The organism is uncultured Limimaricola sp. (assembly GCF_964022235.1).
Classification (GTDB): domain Bacteria; phylum Pseudomonadota; class Alphaproteobacteria; order Rhodobacterales; family Rhodobacteraceae; genus Limimaricola.
On record NZ_CAXHZL010000008.1, the window covers coordinates 32,023 to 51,968 of the forward strand.

General features: G+C 66.4%; 20 protein-coding genes. 11 read left to right on the forward strand and 9 right to left on the reverse strand.

The features are described from left to right. Positions 1–400: 400 nt before the first annotated feature. The gene (locus tag AADJ02_RS11300; protein WP_341213112.1) at positions 401–3,139 is read left to right on the forward strand and encodes an Rne/Rng family ribonuclease; all 2,739 of its coding nucleotides are present in this window, start codon (positions 401–403) and stop codon (positions 3,137–3,139) included. A gap of 105 nt (positions 3,140–3,244) precedes the next feature. Here AADJ02_RS11300 and AADJ02_RS11305 read toward each other — a convergent pair whose 3' ends face one another. Next, complete coding sequence (locus AADJ02_RS11305; protein ID WP_341213113.1) at positions 3,245–3,478, reverse strand: sulfurtransferase TusA family protein; 234 nt, start codon at positions 3,476–3,478, stop codon at positions 3,245–3,247. Between the two features lie 82 nt (positions 3,479–3,560). On the opposite strand from AADJ02_RS11305, the gene AADJ02_RS11310 reads away from it, so the two are divergent. Further along, positions 3,561–4,040, forward strand: coding sequence for a PRC-barrel domain-containing protein (locus AADJ02_RS11310; RefSeq protein ID WP_341213114.1), 480 nt, complete (start codon positions 3,561–3,563; stop codon positions 4,038–4,040). A gap of 72 nt (positions 4,041–4,112) precedes the next feature. Here the strand turns inward: AADJ02_RS11310 and eno are convergent, their stop codons facing one another. From eno to AADJ02_RS11325, 3 genes are read right to left on the reverse strand one after another with little or no spacing between them, the layout of a single operon-like run. Beyond that, positions 4,113–5,390, reverse strand: a complete 1,278-nt coding sequence (gene eno / locus AADJ02_RS11315) for a phosphopyruvate hydratase (RefSeq protein WP_341213115.1) — start codon at positions 5,388–5,390, stop codon at positions 4,113–4,115. Between the two features lie 30 nt (positions 5,391–5,420). Then, complete coding sequence (locus tag AADJ02_RS11320; RefSeq protein WP_341213116.1) at positions 5,421–6,311, reverse strand: DMT family transporter; 891 nt, start codon at positions 6,309–6,311, stop codon at positions 5,421–5,423. 3 nt (positions 6,312–6,314) lie between these two features. Next, positions 6,315–6,740 carry a Fur family transcriptional regulator gene (locus AADJ02_RS11325; protein ID WP_341213117.1) on the reverse strand — a complete coding sequence of 142 codons (426 nt, stop codon included), beginning with the start codon at positions 6,738–6,740 and terminating at the stop codon, positions 6,315–6,317. A gap of 159 nt (positions 6,741–6,899) precedes the next feature. On the opposite strand from AADJ02_RS11325, the gene AADJ02_RS11330 reads away from it, so the two are divergent. After that, a complete protein-coding gene (locus AADJ02_RS11330) occupies positions 6,900–7,862 on the forward strand; it encodes a DUF3179 domain-containing protein (RefSeq protein WP_341213118.1) in 963 nt (320 codons plus the stop codon). Here AADJ02_RS11330 and AADJ02_RS11335 read toward each other — a convergent pair. Both AADJ02_RS11335 and tyrS read right to left on the reverse strand, forming a co-directional pair. Continuing rightward, positions 7,859–8,506, reverse strand: a complete 648-nt coding sequence (locus tag AADJ02_RS11335) for a DUF998 domain-containing protein (protein ID WP_341213119.1) — start codon at positions 8,504–8,506, stop codon at positions 7,859–7,861. The genes AADJ02_RS11330 and AADJ02_RS11335 overlap by 4 nt on opposite strands. A 111-nt stretch (positions 8,507–8,617) precedes the next feature. Next, positions 8,618–9,868, reverse strand: a complete 1,251-nt coding sequence (gene tyrS / locus AADJ02_RS11340; RefSeq protein ID WP_341213120.1) for a tyrosine--tRNA ligase — start codon at positions 9,866–9,868, stop codon at positions 8,618–8,620. A 63-nt stretch (positions 9,869–9,931) separates the two neighbouring features. Between tyrS and AADJ02_RS11345 the strand changes: the two genes are divergently transcribed. Continuing rightward, entirely contained in the window at positions 9,932–11,056 is a 1,125-nt protein-coding gene (locus AADJ02_RS11345; RefSeq protein WP_341213121.1) for an anhydro-N-acetylmuramic acid kinase, read from the forward strand. A 55-nt stretch (positions 11,057–11,111) separates the two neighbouring features. Here the strand turns inward: AADJ02_RS11345 and ssb are convergent, their stop codons facing one another. Further along, the gene (gene ssb / locus AADJ02_RS11350; protein WP_341213122.1) at positions 11,112–11,630 is read right to left on the reverse strand and encodes a single-stranded DNA-binding protein; all 519 of its coding nucleotides are present in this window, start codon (positions 11,628–11,630) and stop codon (positions 11,112–11,114) included. A 175-nt stretch (positions 11,631–11,805) separates the two neighbouring features. Between ssb and AADJ02_RS11355 the strand changes: the two genes are divergently transcribed. Then, the gene (locus AADJ02_RS11355; RefSeq protein WP_341213123.1) at positions 11,806–12,411 is read left to right on the forward strand and encodes a lytic transglycosylase domain-containing protein; all 606 of its coding nucleotides are present in this window, start codon (positions 11,806–11,808) and stop codon (positions 12,409–12,411) included. 6 nt (positions 12,412–12,417) lie between these two features. Here AADJ02_RS11355 and AADJ02_RS11360 read toward each other — a convergent pair whose 3' ends face one another. Both AADJ02_RS11360 and miaA read right to left on the reverse strand, forming a co-directional pair. Next, positions 12,418–13,251: a DUF1206 domain-containing protein gene (locus AADJ02_RS11360; protein WP_341213124.1), complete on the reverse strand. Its 834-nt coding sequence runs from the start codon at positions 13,249–13,251 to the stop codon at positions 12,418–12,420. A gap of 91 nt (positions 13,252–13,342) precedes the next feature. Further along, positions 13,343–14,227 (reverse strand): tRNA (adenosine(37)-N6)-dimethylallyltransferase MiaA, encoded by an 885-nt coding sequence (gene miaA / locus AADJ02_RS11365; protein WP_341213125.1) that lies wholly within the window; start codon positions 14,225–14,227, stop codon positions 13,343–13,345. 107 nt (positions 14,228–14,334) lie between these two features. On the opposite strand from miaA, the gene pyrH reads away from it, so the two are divergent. The 6 genes from pyrH (at position 14,335) to rseP (ending at position 19,926) form a co-directional block, all read left to right on the forward strand. After that, entirely contained in the window at positions 14,335–15,060 is a 726-nt protein-coding gene (gene pyrH / locus AADJ02_RS11370) for a UMP kinase (protein ID WP_341213126.1), read from the forward strand. 145 nt (positions 15,061–15,205) lie between these two features. After that, complete coding sequence (gene frr, locus AADJ02_RS11375) at positions 15,206–15,769, forward strand: ribosome recycling factor (RefSeq protein ID WP_341213127.1); 564 nt, start codon at positions 15,206–15,208, stop codon at positions 15,767–15,769. 44 nt (positions 15,770–15,813) lie between these two features. After that, positions 15,814–16,548: a polyprenyl diphosphate synthase gene (gene uppS / locus AADJ02_RS11380; protein ID WP_341213128.1), complete on the forward strand. Its 735-nt coding sequence runs from the start codon at positions 15,814–15,816 to the stop codon at positions 16,546–16,548. A 106-nt stretch (positions 16,549–16,654) separates the two neighbouring features. Next, positions 16,655–17,407, forward strand: coding sequence for a phosphatidate cytidylyltransferase (locus tag AADJ02_RS11385; RefSeq protein WP_341213258.1), 753 nt, complete (start codon positions 16,655–16,657; stop codon positions 17,405–17,407). Further along, positions 17,404–18,582, forward strand: a complete 1,179-nt coding sequence (gene dxr, locus AADJ02_RS11390) for a 1-deoxy-D-xylulose-5-phosphate reductoisomerase (protein ID WP_341213129.1) — start codon at positions 17,404–17,406, stop codon at positions 18,580–18,582. Before AADJ02_RS11385 ends, dxr begins: the two co-directional genes overlap by 4 nt. 9 nt (positions 18,583–18,591) lie before the next feature. Continuing rightward, complete coding sequence (gene rseP / locus AADJ02_RS11395) at positions 18,592–19,926, forward strand: RIP metalloprotease RseP (RefSeq protein ID WP_341213130.1); 1,335 nt, start codon at positions 18,592–18,594, stop codon at positions 19,924–19,926. Positions 19,927–19,946: the final 20 nt, after the last annotated feature.

A 19,946-nucleotide genomic window follows, 5' to 3' on the forward strand; every position in this document is an offset into this window, starting at 1 on the left:
CCGCCCCTCGGGGCGGCCTTTCACATTCATCATTGTGTCATGTGGACAAGTGCCGCTATGAAGGTCGGAACGGGCATGCGCTTGGCGTCGTTGCCCGGACGGATTTTCCGCTCCCTTTGCGACGGGGTTCCCCGGCACCGGAGGCGGACGAGACCGGCCCCGAGAGGGGCCGTTGACCTGACCCCGACCGGCCCGCTCATCTGGATGGCCGCCGGGCATGAACTGGCCCCCAGGGCCGAGGAAGAACCGCGATGCAACGCGCGCAGCATGCAGGCGACCCGTTGACGGCCCCGAGGGGCCGCACGGAGGCCGATACGCGCTTGATCGCCTCAATCGGACATGAGCGCGCGACAGGCGCCCCCCCGGGGGCGCCATCAGGCGCGCCATGCGAATGGATAACATGGCAAAGAAAATGCTCATCGACGCCACGCACGCGGAAGAGACCCGCGTCGTGGTTTGTGACGGAAACAAGGTCGAGGAATTCGACTTCGAAAGCCAGAGCCGCCGTCAGCTCGCCGGAAACATCTATCTCGCCAAGGTCACGCGCGTAGAGCCGTCGCTGCAGGCGGCCTTCATCGACTACGGCGGCAACCGGCACGGCTTTCTCGCCTTCTCCGAGATCCACCCCGACTACTACCAGATCCCCGTGGCCGACCGCGAGGCGCTGCTGGCCGAAGAAAAGGCCTATGCCGAAAGTATGAAGGCCGAGGCCGATGCGGCGGGCAGCGACGAGGAGACCGACGAGGCCGAGGACAGCAACGGCGACCGGCCCCGGCGTCGCCGCTCGCGCTCGCGCAGCCGTGCGTCGGAGGCCAACACCGATGCCGTCAGCACCCAAGGTGACGACGAGATCTCCGGCATGGAGGTGATCGACGCCGAGGACGAGGCCGACGCCTCTGCAAGCGACGAAGGCATCGAAAGCGTCGCCGACGAGGACGACAGCGAAGACGTGCGTCCCGCGCGCAAGCCACGTCCCAAGCGCTACAAGATCCAGGAAGTCGTCAAGGTCCGGCAGATCATGCTGGTTCAGGTCGTCAAGGAAGAGCGTGGCAACAAGGGTGCCGCACTTACCACCTATCTCTCGCTGGCGGGCCGCTACTGCGTGCTGATGCCCAACACGGCGCGGGGCGGCGGCATCAGCCGCAAGATCACCAACGCCGCCGATCGCAAGAAGCTCAAGGAAATCGCGGGCGAGATGGATGTGCCCGAGGGCGCAGGCCTGATCATCCGCACCGCAGGCTCCCAGCGCACCAAATCCGAGATCAAGCGCGACTATGAATACCTGCAGCGCATGTGGGAGCAGATCCGCGAGCTGACGCTCAAGTCGATCGCGCCCGCCAAGATCTACGAGGAAGGCGACCTCATCAAGCGGTCGATCCGCGATCTCTACTCCAAGGAGATCGACGAGGTCATCGTCGAGGGCATCGACGGCTTCCGCACCGCGCGCGACTTCATGAAGATGATCATGCCGTCGCACGCCAAGAACGTGAAGCCCTACACCGATCCGCTGCCGCTCTTCGCGCGTTATCAAGTCGAGAGTTATCTCTCGGGCATGTTCAACCCGACGGTGCAACTGCCCTCCGGCGGCTATATCGTGATCGGCATCACCGAGGCGCTCGTCGCCATCGACGTGAACTCCGGCCGCGCCACCAAGGAAGGCTCGATCGAGCAGACCGCGCTCAAGACCAACCTCGAGGCGGCCGACGAGGTCGCGCGCCAACTGCGTCTGCGCGATCTCGCGGGTCTGATCGTCATCGACTTCATCGACATGGATGAGCGGCGTAACAACACCGCGGTGGAAAAACGCTTCAAGGACAAGCTCAAGACCGACCGCGCCCGCATTCAGGTCGGTCGCATCTCGGGCTTCGGCCTGATGGAGATGAGCCGTCAGCGTCTGCGCCCCGGCATGCTCGAGGCGACGACGCAGCCCTGTTCGCATTGCCACGGCACCGGCCTTCTGCGCTCGGACGACAACGTGGCTCTGGCGATCCTGCGCCAGCTCGAGGAAGAGGGCGTGCGGGGCCGCACCAAGGAGGTGCTGATCCGCGTGCCCTACGCGATCATGAACTTCTTGATGAACCACAAGCGCGAGCACGTCGCCGCCATCGAGCAGCGCTACGGCATGGCCGTGCGTGTCGAGGGGGATGCGACGCTGATCTCGCCCGACTTCGTGGTCGAAAAGTTCAAGACCGCCACCCGTACCGTCCCCGAGGCCGCGCCGATCGTGTCCTCGGCCGCGCTGATGGAGGCGCTCGACGCCGAGTATGATTTCGACGCCGATGAGGAAGAGGACGAGGAGGAGGTCGCCGAGGCCGAAGCCGAAACCACGACCGAAGTCGCGCCGCAGCAGGATGCGCCCGAGAGTGCCGAGGACGACGACAAGCCCCGCAAGAAGCGGCGTCGGCGTCGGCGGCGTCGGGGCGGCAACGGCGAAGGGGCCGATGCCCAGAGTGATGATCAAAGCGATGATCAGAACGAGGACGGCTCCGACGAGACCGACGACAGCGCCGAACCCGCTGTTGTGAGCGTGGCCGAAACCGTCAAGGCCGCCGAAGCGGTCGAGGCCGCAGCCCCCGAGCAGGCGCCCGCGACCGAGCCGGCTCCTGCCGCCGAAGCCGAGGCCAAGCCGAAGCGGACTCGCGCGCGCAGCCGCAAGAAGGACGCGGTCGAGGACACGACTGTCGCTGCGCCAGCGGCCGAAGCGCCCGCCGATCCGGTGGCCGAAGAAGCGCCCAAGCCCAAGCGCACGCGCCGCAAAAAGGCCGAAACACCGGAGACCGCCTCGGCGGAAGCCGGCGCCGAAGCCGAAGCCGCTCCCAAGCCCAAGCGGACTCGTCGCAAGAAGGCCGAGCCCAAAGCCGAGGAGGTCGCCGAGACCGCTCCGGTCCCGGCTGCGGCCGAACCCGCCGCCGCAGGTGCGGTCGAGACCGATGCGAGCGACAAGCCCGAAGCGGCTCCGGCCTCCGAAGCGCCCGAGGTGATGCCCGAGGTGGCGCAGCAGGTGGCCGAGACGATCGCCGAAACGCGAAAGGCCCCGGAGGCGGAGGCCGAGAAAGCATCGCGCGAGACCGTGGATGCCGGTGGCGAGGATGACGACAAGAAGCCGCGTCGCCGTGGCTGGTGGTCGATCGGCCGCTGAGGCAACGGATCAGACAAACGGGAAGGCCGGGCAGGGAAACCTGCCCGGCCTTTGCCGTTTATGGGCGCGGCGCTGTAACCGAACGAAAGCGCCGCTTTTCTTCCGTCAGCCGCGCCGGATCCGGTGGATCTGCGCCGTGCCGTCTTCGGTCAGGCCAAGGTGGACATGCCCTGCCTCCGTGCAGAAATGCGGCAGGTCGATCCGCGCCACGGGATCATCCGAAGTGATTTCCAGTACTTCGCCCGGTGCCATCGCCGACAACAGCTTGCGCGCCTTGAGCACCGGCAGCGGACAGATCAGGCCGCGTGCGTCGTAGCGGCGTGATAAGGGAAGCGACACTTGGAAAACCCTTCTTTTGGAACAGGAGCCGGTCGATATCGTTGACCTGCCGAAGATGGAAACGCAAGACGAAGGAGGTCACATGACCCGCATGATGAACACCACCGCCTTGGCCCTTGGCCTTACCCTTGCCGCCGGCGGCGCGCTGGCCGAGGCCCATACCGAGATGGGGATGGGCAGTGGCCGGCTGACGGCTGACAATCTCGCGAATACCATCCGCGCCGAGAGCCTGATCGGCTCGAACATCTACACGCTGCAGGCCGAGTACGATGAGACGCTGTGGACCGACACGCCTTATTACGAGGAAGTCGATGCCGAGTGGGAAGAAATCGGCGAAGTCGAAGACATCGTGATTTCGGCCGATGGCCAGATGATCGGTCTCGTGATCGAGACGGGTGGCTGGCTCGATATCGGTGATGAAGAGGTGATCCTGGACTTCAGCGAAGTACGTCTGGCGGGCGATTACGCCGGCGGTGACTACTCCCTGGTCACGCGCATGAGCCAAGAAGAACTCGAGGCGCTGCCCGAGGCGAACGAAGGTTACTACAATTGGTGGAACTGATCGTTCTTCTAGCCTGATACGAAAAGGGCCGTGGCATCCGCCACGGCCCTTCTTGTTTCGAGGATTGCGACCTCAGTTGCGCAGGATCGAACGGCCCGCATAGATCGCGGTCTCGCCCAGCATTTCCTCGATACGGATCAGCTGGTTGTACTTGGCGAGCCGGTCGGAGCGCGCGAGCGAGCCGGTCTTGATCTGGCCGCAGTTGGTGGCGACGGCAAGGTCGGCGATGGTCGCGTCCTCGGTTTCGCCCGAACGATGCGACATCACGCAGGTGAAGCGCGCGCGCTGCGCCATTTCCATGGCCTGCATGGTCTCGGTCAGTGTGCCGATCTGGTTGACCTTCACCAGCAGCGAGTTGGCCGAACCCTTTTCGATGCCGTCCTTGAGCCGGGCCGGGTTGGTGACGAAGAGATCGTCGCCGACGAGTTGCACCCGGTCGCCCAGCGCATCGGTCAGCGCCTTCCAGCCGTCCCAGTCGTCTTCGGACATGCCGTCTTCGATCGAGATGATCGGGTAGTCGTTCACCAGAGCTTCGAGATAGGCGACGTTTTCCTGAGAGGTCAGCGACTTGCCTTCGCCCTTCAGCTCGTACTTGCCGTTCTTGTAGTACTCGGTCGCGGCGCAATCGAGTGCGAGGTAGATGTCCTCGCCCGGCTTGTAGCCTGCCTTTTCGATGGACTTCAGGATGAAATCGAGCGCCTCGCGGGTCGAGCCCAGCTCGGGCGCAAAGCCGCCTTCGTCGCCAAGGCCGGTGGACATGCCCGCCGCCGACAGCTCCTTCTTGAGGGTGTGGAACACCTCCGAGCCCATGCGCACGGCTTCACGGATGCTGGTCGCCGAGACCGGCATGATCATGAATTCCTGAATGTCGATCGGGTTGTCGGCATGCTCGCCGCCGTTGATGATGTTCATCATCGGCACCGGCAGGACGCGGGCCGACATGCCGCCGACATAGCGGAACAGCGGCTGCGTGGTGTATTCAGCGGCGGCCTTGGCGACGGCCATGGAGACGCCCAGGATCGCGTTGGCGCCAAGACGGCCCTTGTTGTCGGTGCCGTCGAGCTCGATCATGGTCTGGTCGATCTCGACCTGCTCGGTCGCGTCCATGCCGAGGATGGCTTCGGCGATTTCGCCGTTCACGGCGGCCACGGCCTCGAGAACGCCCTTGCCCATGTAGCGGCTCTTGTCGCCGTCACGCTTTTCGACCGCCTCATAGGCACCGGTCGAGGCGCCCGAGGGCACGGCGGCGCGGCCCATCGTGCCGTCTTCGAGGATCACGTCCACTTCGACCGTCGGGTTGCCCCGGCTGTCGAGGATTTCGCGGGCGTGAATGTCGATGATCGTGCTCATGGAGATCTCCTATGGGAAGGTTTGGAGGTTCTATAACGCGGGCGTGACCCGGCGTGAAGCGCGCCTGAGCCGGGCTTCGCGAAGAAGCGTGTAGATGCCCGATCCAACGATGATCGTGGCACCGATATAGGTCAGCAGGTCGGGCCGCTCGCCAAAGGCGAAGTAGGCCACGAACAATGCAAAGACGAGGCGGGTGTAGCGGTAGGGCGCGATTACCGAAATCTCGCCCATCCGCGTCGCCGCCGTCAGCGCCCAGTAGCCAGCGACCCCGACGCCAATGGCAGCCAGAAGCCGCAGCGCGTTGGTGGTCGAGGGCCAGACAAGACGTTCACCAGCAACGACCACCATCAGATAACCGACGGGCACGAGGATCAAGAAAGCGTAGGTCGAGAGCTTCAGTGACGAGATCGTGCGCGGCACACGGCGCGAGGCGAGGTCACGCGCGGCGAGGCCGATGGTGCCGAGAACCGCAAAGAGCGACATCGGCGTGAAGCCTTCGGCGCCGGGACGGATCACGAGGAGCACGCCGAAAAGACCGACGCAAATCGCGCTCCAGCGGCGCCAGCCCACCGGTTCGGCGAAAAAGACGGCGGCACCAAGCGTCACCAGAAGCGGGTTGGCCTGCAAGATCGCCGATGCGGTGGCCAAGGGCGACAGCGCCACGGCGGTGATGAAGCCCGCGGTGCCGATCACCTCGCCCAGATTGCGCGCGATCACCGCCCTGTGGTGGAAATCGGGCGACAGGAGCCGCTCGCCACGGGCCATCGACATGATGGCAAAGACGATGCCACCCCCGAGACCGAGGAACATCAGGATCTGTCCCACCGGCAGCGCACCGGCCATCATCTTGATGAACATGTCTTCGAGCGCGAAGCCGAGCATGCCCGCGACCATCAGGGCGCTGCCGCGCAGGTTTTCCATGTCTCAGCCTTCTTTCTTGGCCGGGGCGGCCGGGACGCCGTAAAGCTCAAGCCGGTGCCCGATGAGCCGGTAGCCCAGCCGTTCGGCGATGCGTTCTTGCAATTCCTCGATCTCGGGATCGACGAACTCGATCACCTCGCCCGAGTGCATGTCGATCAGGTGGTCGTGATGCTCGCGGTCGGTGGTCTCGTAGCGCGCGCGCCCGTCGCCAAACTCGTGCTTTTCGAGGATGCCCGCCTCTTCGAAAAGCTTCACCGTCCGGTAGACCGTGGCAAGCGAAATGCGTGCATCCTCAGCTGCGGCGCGGGCGTGCAGTTCCTCGACGTCGGGGTGGTCTTCGGCGGCCTCCAGAACCTGCGCGATCACCCGTCGCTGCTCGGTCAGGCGCAGGCCGTTCTGCTCGCAGCGCGACAGGATGGTTTCGGGCATGGGCAGGGTCCGTGGAGATGTCTCATCGCCCGTCTAGCCGGTTCGCCCCGAGGACACCACCCTACGGGAACACGCGGCCTCGCGCGGCGTCACCATGCGGTGAGGCGGGGTGACAGAGGCGGGCAGGGCCGGGCAGGCTGGCCGGGGGGAGGACGCAACATGCGTATCATCACGATCATCGCGGCATTGGCGATCGCCGGGGCGGCGCAAGCCCAGCCCGCGCGCTGGCAGGGACAATGGCCGAACACCGATTTCGCCACCACCGACATAACCGACTGGTCCGAGATCATGTCCGGCGGCCCGCCCAAGGACGGCATTCCCGCGATCGACGACCCCCGCATGATCGCCGCCGCCACCGAGACACGGCTTTCCCCGACCGAACCGGTAATGGTCTGGCCGGTTGAGGGTGGCCCGGCGCGGGCCTATCCGATCCGCTACCTGCTATGGCACGAGATCGTCAACGACGCGGCGGCGGGCGTGCCGGTGGCCGTCACCTATTGCCCCTTGTGCAACTCGGGCATGGTGTTCGACCGGCGGGTCGGTGGTGAAGAGCTGTCGTTCGGCGTCTCGGGGATGCTGCGCGCCTCGGACATGGTGATGTACGACCGCCAGACCGAAAGCTGGTGGCAGCAGGCCATCGGCACCGGCATCGTCGGCGAGATGACCGGGCGGGAACTGGAGCTTTTGCCAGCATGGATGGACAGCTGGGAGAGGTATCTCGCGGCCTATCCGGACGGGCTGGTGATGGATGAGCCCGACTGGAGCCGCGACTATGGGCGCAATCCTTACGTCAGCTACGACAGCTCTGCGAAGCCGTTCCTCTATTCGGGCGAAATGCCGCCCCATGATATCGCGCCGCTGATGCGGGTGGTGCGCGTGGGCGACCGGGCCTGGCCGTTCTCGCGGTTGCGCGCGGCGGGCAAGGTCACGGAGGCTGGCGTGACGATCTCTTGGGAGGCGGGGCAAGCGAGCGCGCTCGATGCGGGCCGGGTGGCGCAGGGGCGCGACGTGGGCAACGTGCGGGTGCGCGATGCACAGGGCCGCGACGTGCCGCATGATGTGCTTTTCGCCTTTGCGTTCCACGCCTTCTGGCCCGAGGGGGAATGGATGCTCGGCGGTTAGACACGCCCCTCGCGGGCCTGCTGGCCGCGCTGCCAGAATACCAAGGACATCACCGCGACCATGGCGCAGGCGATGAGGCCAAGCCCGCGTTCGGCCAGCCCGTCGATGGAGGTGGGCGCCATGAGAAACAGCGGGGCGGCCACGGCCCAAGCGATGGCAAGGGCGATCAGGGCGACCCGTACCTTGGGATGATCGCGTCCAAAGCCCGCCGCCATGCTGAGCGGAGCCGCGAGGAACAGCACACCGAGGCCGTAGACGAGATAGATGTGGATCACCACGCCTTCGCTGTCGCCATCGCCGTATTCGTTGCGCGCGCCGACCACCACGACCAGCGCCGCGAGAAGCGCGAGCGACACCACCCCGACCGACCAGCCGATGCCACCCAGATGCGCATGCGCTGCCGCCAGCGCCGTGGCAAAGAGCCCCGCCGCAAAGCCATAGAGCGCGACATCCATGATGATCTCCCACTCTCCCGCGCCAAGATCGCTGATCGTGTCGGCAATCCAGTCGTGGCCCGGTACGACGATCTGCGCGGCGATGGTGCCGGCGATCATCGACACGCAGCCAAACAGGCCCAAGGCCCCGAGCAACAAGAGCAGATAGGGGCGTTCCGCGTCGACCGATTGTCCGGTGGCGTCCTTCATGGCGTCTCTCCCGTGATGGCAGGCCAACGGGAGGGGGCGCGGCTGGTTCCCTTTCGGATGGGTGGGCACCCAGTGGAACGAAAGGGGGCGGATCTCGCCGCCCCCTTGGTCTCAGCCCAGACGCACCAGCGCGTGGCGCTTCTTGCCCGCCGAAAGCTTGATCGGCGTGGTCAGCGCCGCGCGGTCGATCATCAGGCCCGCGTCGGTCAACGGTGCGTCGTCGAGCCTCGCCCCATTGTCCGAAATCAGCCGCTTGGCCTCCTTGCCCGAGCCGGCAAGCCCGGCGCGCACGATAAGCTGCACGATCGAGATGCCCTCGGCCACCTCGGCCTCGGAGAGGGTGAGCGTCGGCAGGTCATCGCCCACGCCGCCCTTCTCGAACACCTCGCGCGCCGTGGCCCGGGCGGCCTCGGCGGCGTCGCGGCCGTGCAAAAGCGCCGTGACCTCGTCGGCGAGCACGATCTTGCCCTCGTTGATCTCCGAGCCCGACAGAGCACCGAGACGTTCACACTCCTCCACAGGCAGCTCGGTATAGAGCTTGAGGAAGCGGCCGACGTCGGCGTCGGTGGTGTTGCGCCAGAACTGCCAGAACTCGTAAGGGCTCAGCATGTCCTCGTTGAGCCAGACGGCACCGCCCTGACTCTTGCCCATCTTGCGCCCGTCCGAGGTTGTCAGCAGCGGCGAGGTCAGGCCGTAGATCTCATGATCGAGCACGCGGCGCGTCAGATCGATGCCGTTGACGATGTTGCCCCACTGGTCCGAGCCGCCCATCTGCAGCACGCAGCCATAGCGGCGGTTCAGCTCGAGGAAGTCGTAGGCCTGCAGGATCATGTAGTTGAACTCGAGGAACGACAGCGATTGCTCGCGGTCGATCCGCGACTTCACGCTTTCGAACGACAGCATCCGGTTGACCGAGAAATGCCGCCCGATGTCGCGCAGGAATTCGAGATAATTGAGGTTGTCGAGCCATTCGGCGTTGTCGAGCATCAGCGCGTCGGTCGGCGCGTCCCCATAGGAGAGGTAGCGTGCGAAGACCTTCTGCATGCCGGAGATGTTCGAGGCGATCTGTTCAGGCCCCAGCAGGGGCCGCTCGTCCGAGCGGAAGCTCGGATCGCCCACCTTGGTGGTGCCGCCGCCCATCAGGGTGATCGGCTTGTGCCCGGTCTTTTGCAGCCAACGCAGCATCATCACGTTCAGCAGGTGGCCCACGTGCAGCGACGCGGCCGTGGCGTCATAGCCGATATAGGCGGGCACAACCCCCTTCGACAGCGCCTCGTCCAAGCCCTGATAATCGGTGCAGTCGGCCAGATAGCCACGCTCGATCATCACGGACATGAAGTCGCTCTTGGGGTGGTAGGTCATGTCTTGTGCCCCTCTCTTGGTCGCGCCACTCTATAGGCATCAGACGAGGCGAGGGAAAGCGCGATGCGGCGGTTCGGGACGGGCGACAGGATCAGGGCCTTGGGCGCGATGTCGGGCACCTCGCTCGACGGCGTCGACGCCGCGGTGATCGAGACCGACGGAGAGCGTGTCTTCGGCTTTGGCGACAGCGCCTACAGGCCCTATTCGGAGGCCGAGCGTGCGGTGCTGCGTGCCGCGCTGGGCCTGTGGGAGGGCCCGGAGGTAGATGCGGCCGCCGAGGTGGTCGAGACCGCCCATGCCGAGATCCTGTCGCGCTTCGATGGCATCGACCTGATCGGCTTTCACGGCCAGACCTTCGCGCATGACCCGAAGGGGCGCGGCACGCATCAGGCGGGCTCCGGCGCGATCCTTGCCGAGGCTCTGGGCCTGCCCGTGGTCTGGGACTTTCGCAGCGCCGACGTGCGGTTCGGCGGCGAAGGCGCGCCGCTCGCACCGTTCTATCATTTCGCGCTGGCAAAGTTCATCGAGGCCGAGGGGCCTTTGGCGTTCCTGAACCTCGGCGGCGTCGGCAACCTTACCTTCGTCGATCCGGGATACGCGCAGGCGGACGCCAATGGCGCGCTGCTGGCCTTCGACACTGGCCCAGCCAATGCGCCGATCAATGATCTGGTGCAGGCCCGGTTGGGTCAGCCACTCGACAAGGAAGGCGCGCTGGCGGCGCAGGGCGAGGTGGATGACGCGATCGTGGCGCGCTTCTTGCAGCACCCGCATTTCTTCCGCATGGCCCCAAAATCGCTCGACCGCGATGCCTTTGCCGCGCTGGCGCGCGAGGTTGAGGCGCTGTCGGATGCGGATGCGGCGGCAACGCTGACCGCCTGCGCCGCGGCCTCCGTGATGCGCGGGATGGAGCAGTGCCCCGAACCGCCCGCGCGGTTGCTGGCGACCGGGGGCGGCCGGCACAACCCGGTGCTGATGGCGATGATCGCGGCGGGCTGCGATTGTCCGGTCGTGCCGGTCGAGGATGTCGGCCTCGACGGCGACATGCTCGAGGCGCAGGCCTTCGCCTATCTCGCGGTGCGGGTGGCGCGCGGGCTGTCGACCTCGGCTCCGGGCACAACGGGCGTGCGCGCGGCCGTAGGCGGCGGCACGCTCAGCCGACCGGGCGAGCTTGCGGTGGCGCTGGGCTGAAACGCAGAACGCCGCCCCGGAGGGCGGCGTTCGACAAAGGTACGATGTTTGGGTCTCAGAACGGGATCTCGTCGTCGATGTCGCGGCTGCCGCCACCGCCACCCTGACCGCCGCCCTGGTTGCTGTCGCCATAGCCGCCACGGTCGTCGTAGCCGCCCGAGCCGCCGCCATAGCCGCCCCGGTCATCGCCGCCGTACCCGCCGCCCGAGCCACCGCCGTCACCGCGACCGCCGAGCAGCGTCAGGTTGCCGGTGAAGGGGCGCAGCACCACTTCGGTCGAGTAGCGGTCATTGCCCTGCTGGTCCTGCCACTTGCGGGTTTCCAGCTGGCCCTCGAGATAGACGGTCGAGCCTTTTTTCAGATACTGCTCCGCGATCCGGCCCAGCGGCTCGTTGAAGATCGCGACCGAGTGCCACTCGGTGCGCTCGCGGCGCTCGCCGCTGTTCTTGTCCTTCCAGGTCTCGGAGGTGGCGACGCGCAGGTTCACGACCTTCCCACCGTTCTGAAAGGTCCGGACTTCCGGGTCGCGACCCAGATTGCCGATGATGATCACCTTGTTGACGGATCCAGCCATGTGGTCCTCCTGCCTTGTCGAATCTTGCGTTTCTTTCGCGCCGACCCTAAGCCGCGCGGCCGCTTTATGACAGCCCAATTGGCGGTTCGCGCTTTCCTTTCCGCCCCGCTCCCGGGTAGCGTTGGGGCAGCGAACGCACCAGCGCCGGGATTAACCGGCGGAACGGAGGGACGCGATGACCAATCACTTCAAGGGCGCCGTTCTGGCGGCGCTGGGCCTTGCTTGCGCAGCACCGGCCTTGGCCGACCGGGTGTCAAGCAGCTCGGCTCCCAGCCTCTTTGCCTCGCAGCTCAGCGTGCTCGACGGGCGCGCCGCCTCGCAATACTCGGGCTCGGGCCGGCTGCAGCCGCCGCGTGCCGAGGTGCCGCAGGAGTTGGTGGTGGCGGCAGCCCAGGCTCCGGCTTATCGCGGCCGCTACAAGGGGCCTTATCTCACGCTTGCGCGCGACGCCGCCCGCAAGCACCGGATCCCCGAGGATCTGTTCTTGCGCCTCGTGCAGCAAGAGAGCGGTTGGAATGCTGGCGCGGTCAGCCGGGTAGGGGCGCTGGGTCTGGCACAGCTGATGCCGGACACCGCGCGCCAGCTGCGCGTCGACCCTAGGGATCCGCGCCAGAATCTCGAAGGCGGGGCACGCTACCTGCGCATGCAATACGACGCTTTCGGCGATTGGCGTCTGGCCCTTGCGGCCTACAACGCGGGTCCCGGCGCGGTTGCCAAATATCGTGGCATCCCGCCCTTTGCCGAGACCCGGCATTACGTAAAGGCGATCCTGGGGGGCTGACGCGCCTCAGGAGGCCAGACGACGCGCCATGGTTTCCACGTCGTCGGTCTTGAGCTTCGGGATCAGCCGATAGGCGGCGTTGACGAAGCAAAACAGCGAGAAACCCAGCAGGCCTACGGCCAGCACAGTCACCAGCACGGTGCCATAGGGTTTGCTACGCAGCCAATCGAAGGCCTCGGCCAGACCGCCCGCTTCGCTGGGGTTCAGCGTCCACGCGGCGTAGACCAGCAGAAAACCGACGATGGCGATCACGGCACCATTGGCGGCAAGGCCCGCGGTCAGCGCGGGTTGCAGCTTGATCGTCGTCGGGCGTGCGCGCAGATTCTGCATGTATTTGTGCGTGAGACCCTTCCAGATGTAATAGATGCCCGCGCCCAGACCGATGGCGCCGGCGATGCCGACGATCCATTGTCCGAACGGCATCTGCATGATCTTGGCGGTCCATTTGTCGATGCTGGAGCCGCCGCCGGAGCCGCTCGACGAGGGCATCAGGATCGCCGCCGCCGTGAAGGCGAGGCCGAGGTGGATGACGCCGGTCACGACCTGACCGATCCGCGCCACGATGCCCTTGGCGTCGCTGCCATGCGCCTCGAGATCCCAGAACGCCGCGACGAGCCGCCAGATGCCGTAGGCCGCGAGACCGATGGCGATCAGCGCCAGCAGCGCGATACCCCACCAAACCCGCTCCAGCGAGGCCATCGCCTCACCGGTGCCGCCCGGCGTCGAGCCGCGCCAGATTGCGAGGAGCGACAGGATCGCCACCACAAGATAGATGAGGCCGCGGCCCGCATAGCCCGCGCGCATCACCGGGACCGCCCATTGGAGATTTTGTTGTGTCATGACCCCACAAGCCGACCCAAGCCTCGCGGGTTCCACTCGGTCGACAGGGTTTTGCAAGGGCGTGTCGCGGCCTCCCGCATCGGGATGTGTTTCAGCGGCTCAGACTCGCGGGATCGACATCACGCCAACCACTCATGCGGCTGCGAAACCAGCTGCGCTGACGCTTGGCGTATTGGCGCGAGGCGAGGATCGCGGCAGAGCGCGCGGTGTCGAGATCGATCTCGCCGCGCAGATGCGCCACCAGCTCGGGCGCGCCTATGGCACGCGCCCACGGCGCGCGCGGGCTCCAATGGGGCAGGTTCGCGCGCACCTCCTCCATCGCGCCCTCCGCGAGCATGACATCGAAGCGCCGCGCGATTCGCGCATTGAGCCAGTCCGGATCAGGCCGCAGCACCAGAGGTTGCGCGGCCTCGAGCGGCAGCAGCGGTGCGGGCGTCGCGGCCTGCCACTCGGCGATGCCCCGCCCGGTGGCGCGCCGCACCTCCCAGGCCCGCTGCACCCGCGCGCGGTTGTTGAGGTCGATGCCTCCGGCGCTGGGCGCGTCGAGACCGGCGATGAGGTCGGGCAGGGCGATCGCATCGGCCTCTGCGCGGATCTCGGGCGGCGTGGCCGGGATCTCGGCCAACCCTTCGGTCAGCGCCGAGAAATACAGCCCCGTGCCGCCGACGATGATCGGACGCGCGCCCTTCAAAAGCGGTGCCACCGCGCGCAGCCAGTGGCCCACCGACCATTCCGCATCGCGAGAGACTTGCCCGTAGAGCGCATGCGGCGCGCGCGCTTCCTCCTCCACCGAGGGACGCGCGGTGAGCACGCGCCAGTCCGCATAGACCTGAAGCGCGTCGGCGTTCACCACCACGCCGCCGCCGGTCTCGGCCACGGCGAGCGCCAGCGCCGACTTGCCCGAGGCGGTCGGTCCGGCGATCAATACTGGGCGCGCAGGATCGAGCCCGCGCGCGATCTCGATCAGCGCGCTCATCCCCGGCCAGCGACCGCCGAGGCTGCCTGCACGGCATTGAACACCGGCGCGGTTTCGTCCATCTTGCGCGACGACCCCAGACCCCCCGAACCACGCACGGAGCCCCCATGACCGATACCCAAAAACCCGCCTTCCGCAGGGTGATGCTGAAGATCTCCGGGGAGGCACTGATGGGGAATACGGCGTTCGGTCTGCATCCGCCGACCGTCGAACGCATCGCGCGCGAGGTCAAGTCGGTGCATGATCTCGGCGTCGAGATCTGCATGGTGATCGGTGGCGGCAACATCTTTCGCGGGCTGTCGGGCTCGGCGCAGGGGATGGAGCGCACCACCGCCGATTACATGGGCATGTTGGCCACGGTGATGAACGCGCTGGCGATGCAGTCGGCGCTCGAGGAGCTGGGCGTGTTCACCCGTGTGATCTCGGCCATCCCGATGGATCAGGTCTGCGAGCCCTACATCCGCCGCCGCGCGGTGCGTCACCTTGAAAAGCAGCGCGTCTGCATCTTTGCCGCCGGCACCGGCAACCCGTATTTCACCACAGACACCGCCGCGACCCTGCGCGCCAATGAGATGAGCTGCGAGGCGATCTTCAAAGGCACAAAGGTCGATGGGGTCTATGACAAGGATCCCAAGAAGTTCCCGGATGCCAAGCGTTACGAGACCGTGACCTATGACGAGGTTCTGGCCAAGCACCTGGGCGTTATGGACGCCTCGGCCATCGCCTTGGCGCGCGACAACAGCCTGCCGATCATCGTGTTCTCGCTCGACGAGCCGGGCGGCTTTCGTGGCATCCTCGCGGGTGAGGGCACCTCGACCCGCGTGCATGGCTGAGTGAAACCTGACCCGAACTCGCCTCGTGTCTGACATGCGTTTGACAATCGGTGACGATAGGGTCGGGCAAAGTGTTCTGGAATGCTGTGGCTGTTGACGCTATCACCGGCGCCAACAGCCCGCTCCCAATGACAAGAAGAGACCGATGGCAGACGATTTCGAACTCGATACCGACGACCTTCAGCGCCGCATGGATGGGGCGATCGCATCCTTGCGCACCGAATTCGCCTCGCTGCGCACGGGCCGTGCTTCGGCCTCGATGCTCGAGCCGGTGATGGTCGATGCCTACGGCAGCGCGACCCCGATCAACCAGGTCGGCACCGTCAACGTGCCCGAGCCGCGCATGGTGACGATCAACGTCTGGGACAAGGCGCTCGTGGGCAAGGTCGAGAAGGCGATCCGCGAAAGCGGTCTCGGCATCAACCCGCAGCTCAACGGCACGATCATCATGCTGCCGATCCCCGAGTTGAACGAGGAGCGCCGCACCCAGCTGACCAAGGTGGCTGGCCAATACGCCGAGCACGCCCGCGTCGCGATCCGCAACCTGCGGCGCGACGGCATGGATCAGGTCAAGAAGGCCAAGAACGACGGCCTCTCCGAGGACGACCAGAAGTTCTGGGAATCCGAGGTGCAGGAACTGACCGACCGTTACATCAAGCTGGTCGACCAGCAGCTCGAGACGAAACAGGCCGAGATCATGCAGGTCTGAGGCTCGCCTCACCGTTTGCCTCAGAGAATGCCAGGGAGGCCGTCATGGCTGTTGATGCGCAAGACACGACACCCAAGGGTGGCCCCGATCACGTCGCGATCATTATGGATGGCAACGGCCGCTGGGCGCAAAGCCGCGGTCGGCCCCGGCTGTTCGGGCATCAGGCCGGGGCGCGCCGTGTTCGCGACATCGTCGAGGCCTGCCCCGACCTCGGCGTTAAGTATCTGACGATCTTCGCCTTCTCCACCGAGAACTGGAAGCGCACTCAGACCGAGGTCTCGGGACTGATGGCGCTGTTTCGCCGCTACATCGTGCGCGAGGCGCGCGCGCTTTTGACCAAGGGCGTTCGGGTGCGTTTCATCGGCGACCGGATCCGGCTCGACGAGAAGCTCGTGGCAATGATGGACGAGCTGGAGCTTCTGACCAGCCACAACGATCTGGTGCATCTCACCGTGGCGCTGAATTATGGCGGTCGCGACGAGGTGACCCGCGCGGCCAAGCGGCTCGCCTACGAGATCGAGCAGGGGCGGCTGACCCACAAGGATGTCGACGCCGAGACGCTGTCGCGCTTTCTCGATACCCATGTGCTGCCCGACCCCGATCTGGTGATCCGCACCTCCGGCGAGGCGCGGATCTCCAACTTCCTTCTGTGGCAGTCGGCCTATGCGGAGTACGAGTTCGTCGACACGCTCTGGCCCGACTTCACCCCGGCGGAATTCGCCAAGGTCTGCGCCAACTACGCCGCCCGCGATCGCCGCTTCGGCGCTGTCAGGGCCTGACATGGCGGACCGGCAGGACAGCGAAGGGACCCCGGCCACGGAAGGCGTCGCCGCGACGGCCGCCGCCTTGACCGATCCGGGCCGCTGGAGCGATCTGGGCGTGCGCATGGCCTCCGGTGCGGGCATGGCCCTGCTCGGTGCGCTTGCGGTGATGATGGGCGGCGTGTGGTTCCAGATGCTGACGGTCTTCGTGACCGCAGTGATGGTCTGGGAGCTGTGGATGATGATCGAGCCCGGCAAGCCGACGCCGGGCATGCTTCTAGCCGCCCTTTGCGCCTCCGTGCTCTCGGGGCAGCTGTCGGGCGACGGCAACTGGGTTTTGCTGCTGTTTCTCGTGGCACCCGTCGCCGGGGCGGTGATGCTGCGACGCGAGCGTTTGACCTTCCTCGCTTTCGCGCTGGGCATTGAGGTCGCGGGTTGGGGCCTTGTCACCTTTCGTGCCGAATACGGGTTCCAGTGGCTCTTGTGGCTGATCCTCGTGGTGATCTGCACCGACGTTTTCGGCTATGTCGCAGGGCGCGCGCTGGGCGGGCCCAAGTTCTGGCCCAAGGTCAGCCCCAAGAAGACATGGTCCGGCACCTCCGCGGGCTGGGTCTGCGCGGGCCTCGTGGGCCTCGCCTTCGTTCTGCTGACCCACAGCCCGTGGCACCTCGTATGGATTTCCATGCTGCTAAGCTTTGCCAGCCAGATGGGCGACATCGCCGAAAGCGCGCTCAAACGGCGCATGAAGGTCAAGGACAGCTCGACGCTGATCCCCGGTCACGGCGGGCTTTTCGACCGCTTCGACGCGATGCTGGGGGCCTCGCTGTTCATGTTGCTGGCCTCCGCGCTCGGGTTCATTCCCGGAGTGCATTTTTGAGACGCGTCAGCATTCTCGGCGCCACCGGGTCGATCGGCTGCCAGACCGTGGAGCTGATCGAGGCGGCGCCTGATCGCTTCGAGACCGTGGCGCTCACCGGCGGGCGCAACGTGGCGCTGCTCGCCGATCAGGCACGGCGCCTGAACGTGAAGCTTGCCGTCACCTGTCATGACGACTGCCGCGCCGAGCTGGCCGATCACCTGTCGGGGTCCGGGATCGAGATCGCGTCCGGCGACGCCGCCATCGCCGAAGCCGCCGCAATGCCCGCCGACTGGGTGATGTCGGCCATCGTCGGGTCCGCGGGACTCGTGCCCGGTCTGGCCGCGATCGGGCAGGGGGCGACGCTGGCGCTTGCCAACAAGGAAACCATGGTGGCCGCCGGACCGCTGGTTCTGGCCGCCGCGCGTCGACACGGCGCGACCCTGCTGCCGGTCGACAGCGAGCACTCGGCGGTGTTCCAGGCGCTCGCAGGCGAAGACCGCCGCGCGGTCGAGCGGGTGATCCTCACCGCATCGGGCGGCGCGTTCCGCGATTGGCCGCTCGAACGACTGGCCGGGGCCACCCCGGAACAGGCCGCGACCCACCCCAACTGGGCCATGGGTCAACGCATCACCATCGATAGCGCGTCCATGTTCAACAAGGCGCTGGAAGTCATTGAAGCCAAAGAACTCTTTGGCCTATCACCAGCTCAGGTCGAGGTGGTGATCCATCCCGAAAGCCTGATCCACGCGCTGGTGGGTTTCAACGATGGCGCGCTTATGGCGCATATGGGTGCGCCCGACATGCGCCATGCGATCGGCTACGCGCTCAACTGGCCCGAGCGGCGCGACCTGCCGGTGGATCGGCTCGATCTTGCCGCCGTGGGATCGATGACATTCCGCGCCCCCGATGACGCCCGCTTTCCGGCGCTGCGGCTCGCGAAGCGCGTGATGGAGGAGGGCGGGCTCGCCGGCGCGGCCTTCAACGCCGCCAAGGAAGCCGCCCTAGACGCCTTTCTCGACCGACGCATCGGCTTCATGCAGATGGCACAGGTGGTGGAACGGGTGCTGGACATGATGTCGCGTGACGGGGCGCTCCGGGTTGACAGCCCCGGCCTCGACGCGGTCCTTAAGGCCGACGCGGAGGCGCGCGCGCGTGCCGCGGCCATTTCCCGGACCGATCTTCAGACCGCATAGGACGACCCCTTGGACCCGACCCAGATCCTGCCGCAGTTCGGCAACGCCGCCTTCACCCTCGCCGCCTTCGTGGTGGCGCTTTCGGTGATCGTGGCGATCCACGAATACGGCCACTACATCGTTGGCCGCTGGTCTGGCATCCATGCCGAGGTGTTCAGCCTGGGCTTCGGTCCGGTGCTGCTGTCGCGTCGTGACCGGCACGGCACGGTCTGGCAGATCGCGGCGCTGCCCTTTGGCGGCTACGTGAAGTTTCTGGGCGATGCCAACGCGGCCTCGGTTGGACAGGCGGCGGGGACCGACCCGACCAAGCTGCGCCACACCATGCTCGGCGCGCCGCTCTGGGCGCGCGCGGCGACGGTGGCGGCGGGGCCGATCTTCAACTTCGTGCTGTCGATCCTGATTTTTGCGGGAGTAATCCTGACCCAAGGCCGCGCCGCAGATCCGCTGACGGTCGAGCGGATGCTGACCTTGCCCTCCACCTATGTGAACGAGCTGCGCGCGGGCGACGAGATCCTTTCCATTGGTGGCACAGAGCTGCCCGAACAGGGCGGCATGGCGCGTCTGGCCGAAGGCTATCCCGCCGAGCCGGTGCTCGATTACCGGGTGCGGCGCGACGGGCGTGAGATGCTGGTGCGCGGCCCCTATCCGCAGCCGCCGCTGGTGGGCGGGGTCTCGCCGCGTTCGGCCGCCGATGCGGCTGGTCTGCGCGCGGGCGACGTGATCGTGACGCTCGACGGACGCGAGGTCTTCGCCTTTGCCGAGCTGATCGAGATCGTCACCGCTTCCGAAGGCCGGACCCTCGACATGACGGTCTGGCGCGACGGCAGCACGCGCGAGCTATCGCTTACCCCGCGCCGGGTCGATCTGCCGCGCGACGAGGGCGGCTTCGAGACGCGTTGGCTCTTGGGCATTTCCTCGGGGTTGTTCTTCGAGGCCGCGACCGAAACGCCGGGCCTCGGCACCGCGTTCGGCGATGCCGTGGGGCAGGTCTGGCGCATCATCGGCTCGTCGCTTTCGGGGCTTGGGCACATGATCACCGGCGCGATTTCCTCGTGCAACCTGTCGGGTCCGGTGGGCATCGCCCAGACCTCTGGCGCCATGGCCGAGCAGGGGGCCACGAGCTTTATCTGGTTCGTCGCGGTGCTCTCGACGGCGGTGGGGTTGCTCAACCTGTTTCCGATCCCGGTGCTGGACGGCGGCCATCTCGTGTTCTTCGGTTATGAGGCCGTCACCGGGCGGCAGCCCAGCGACAAGGTGCTGCGGGTGCTGATGGCATTGGGTCTGTCATTGATCCTGACGATGACGGTCTTTGCGGTGCTCAACGACCTGTTCCTCTGTCCGTGAAGCGGCGCCGCACCGCGGCC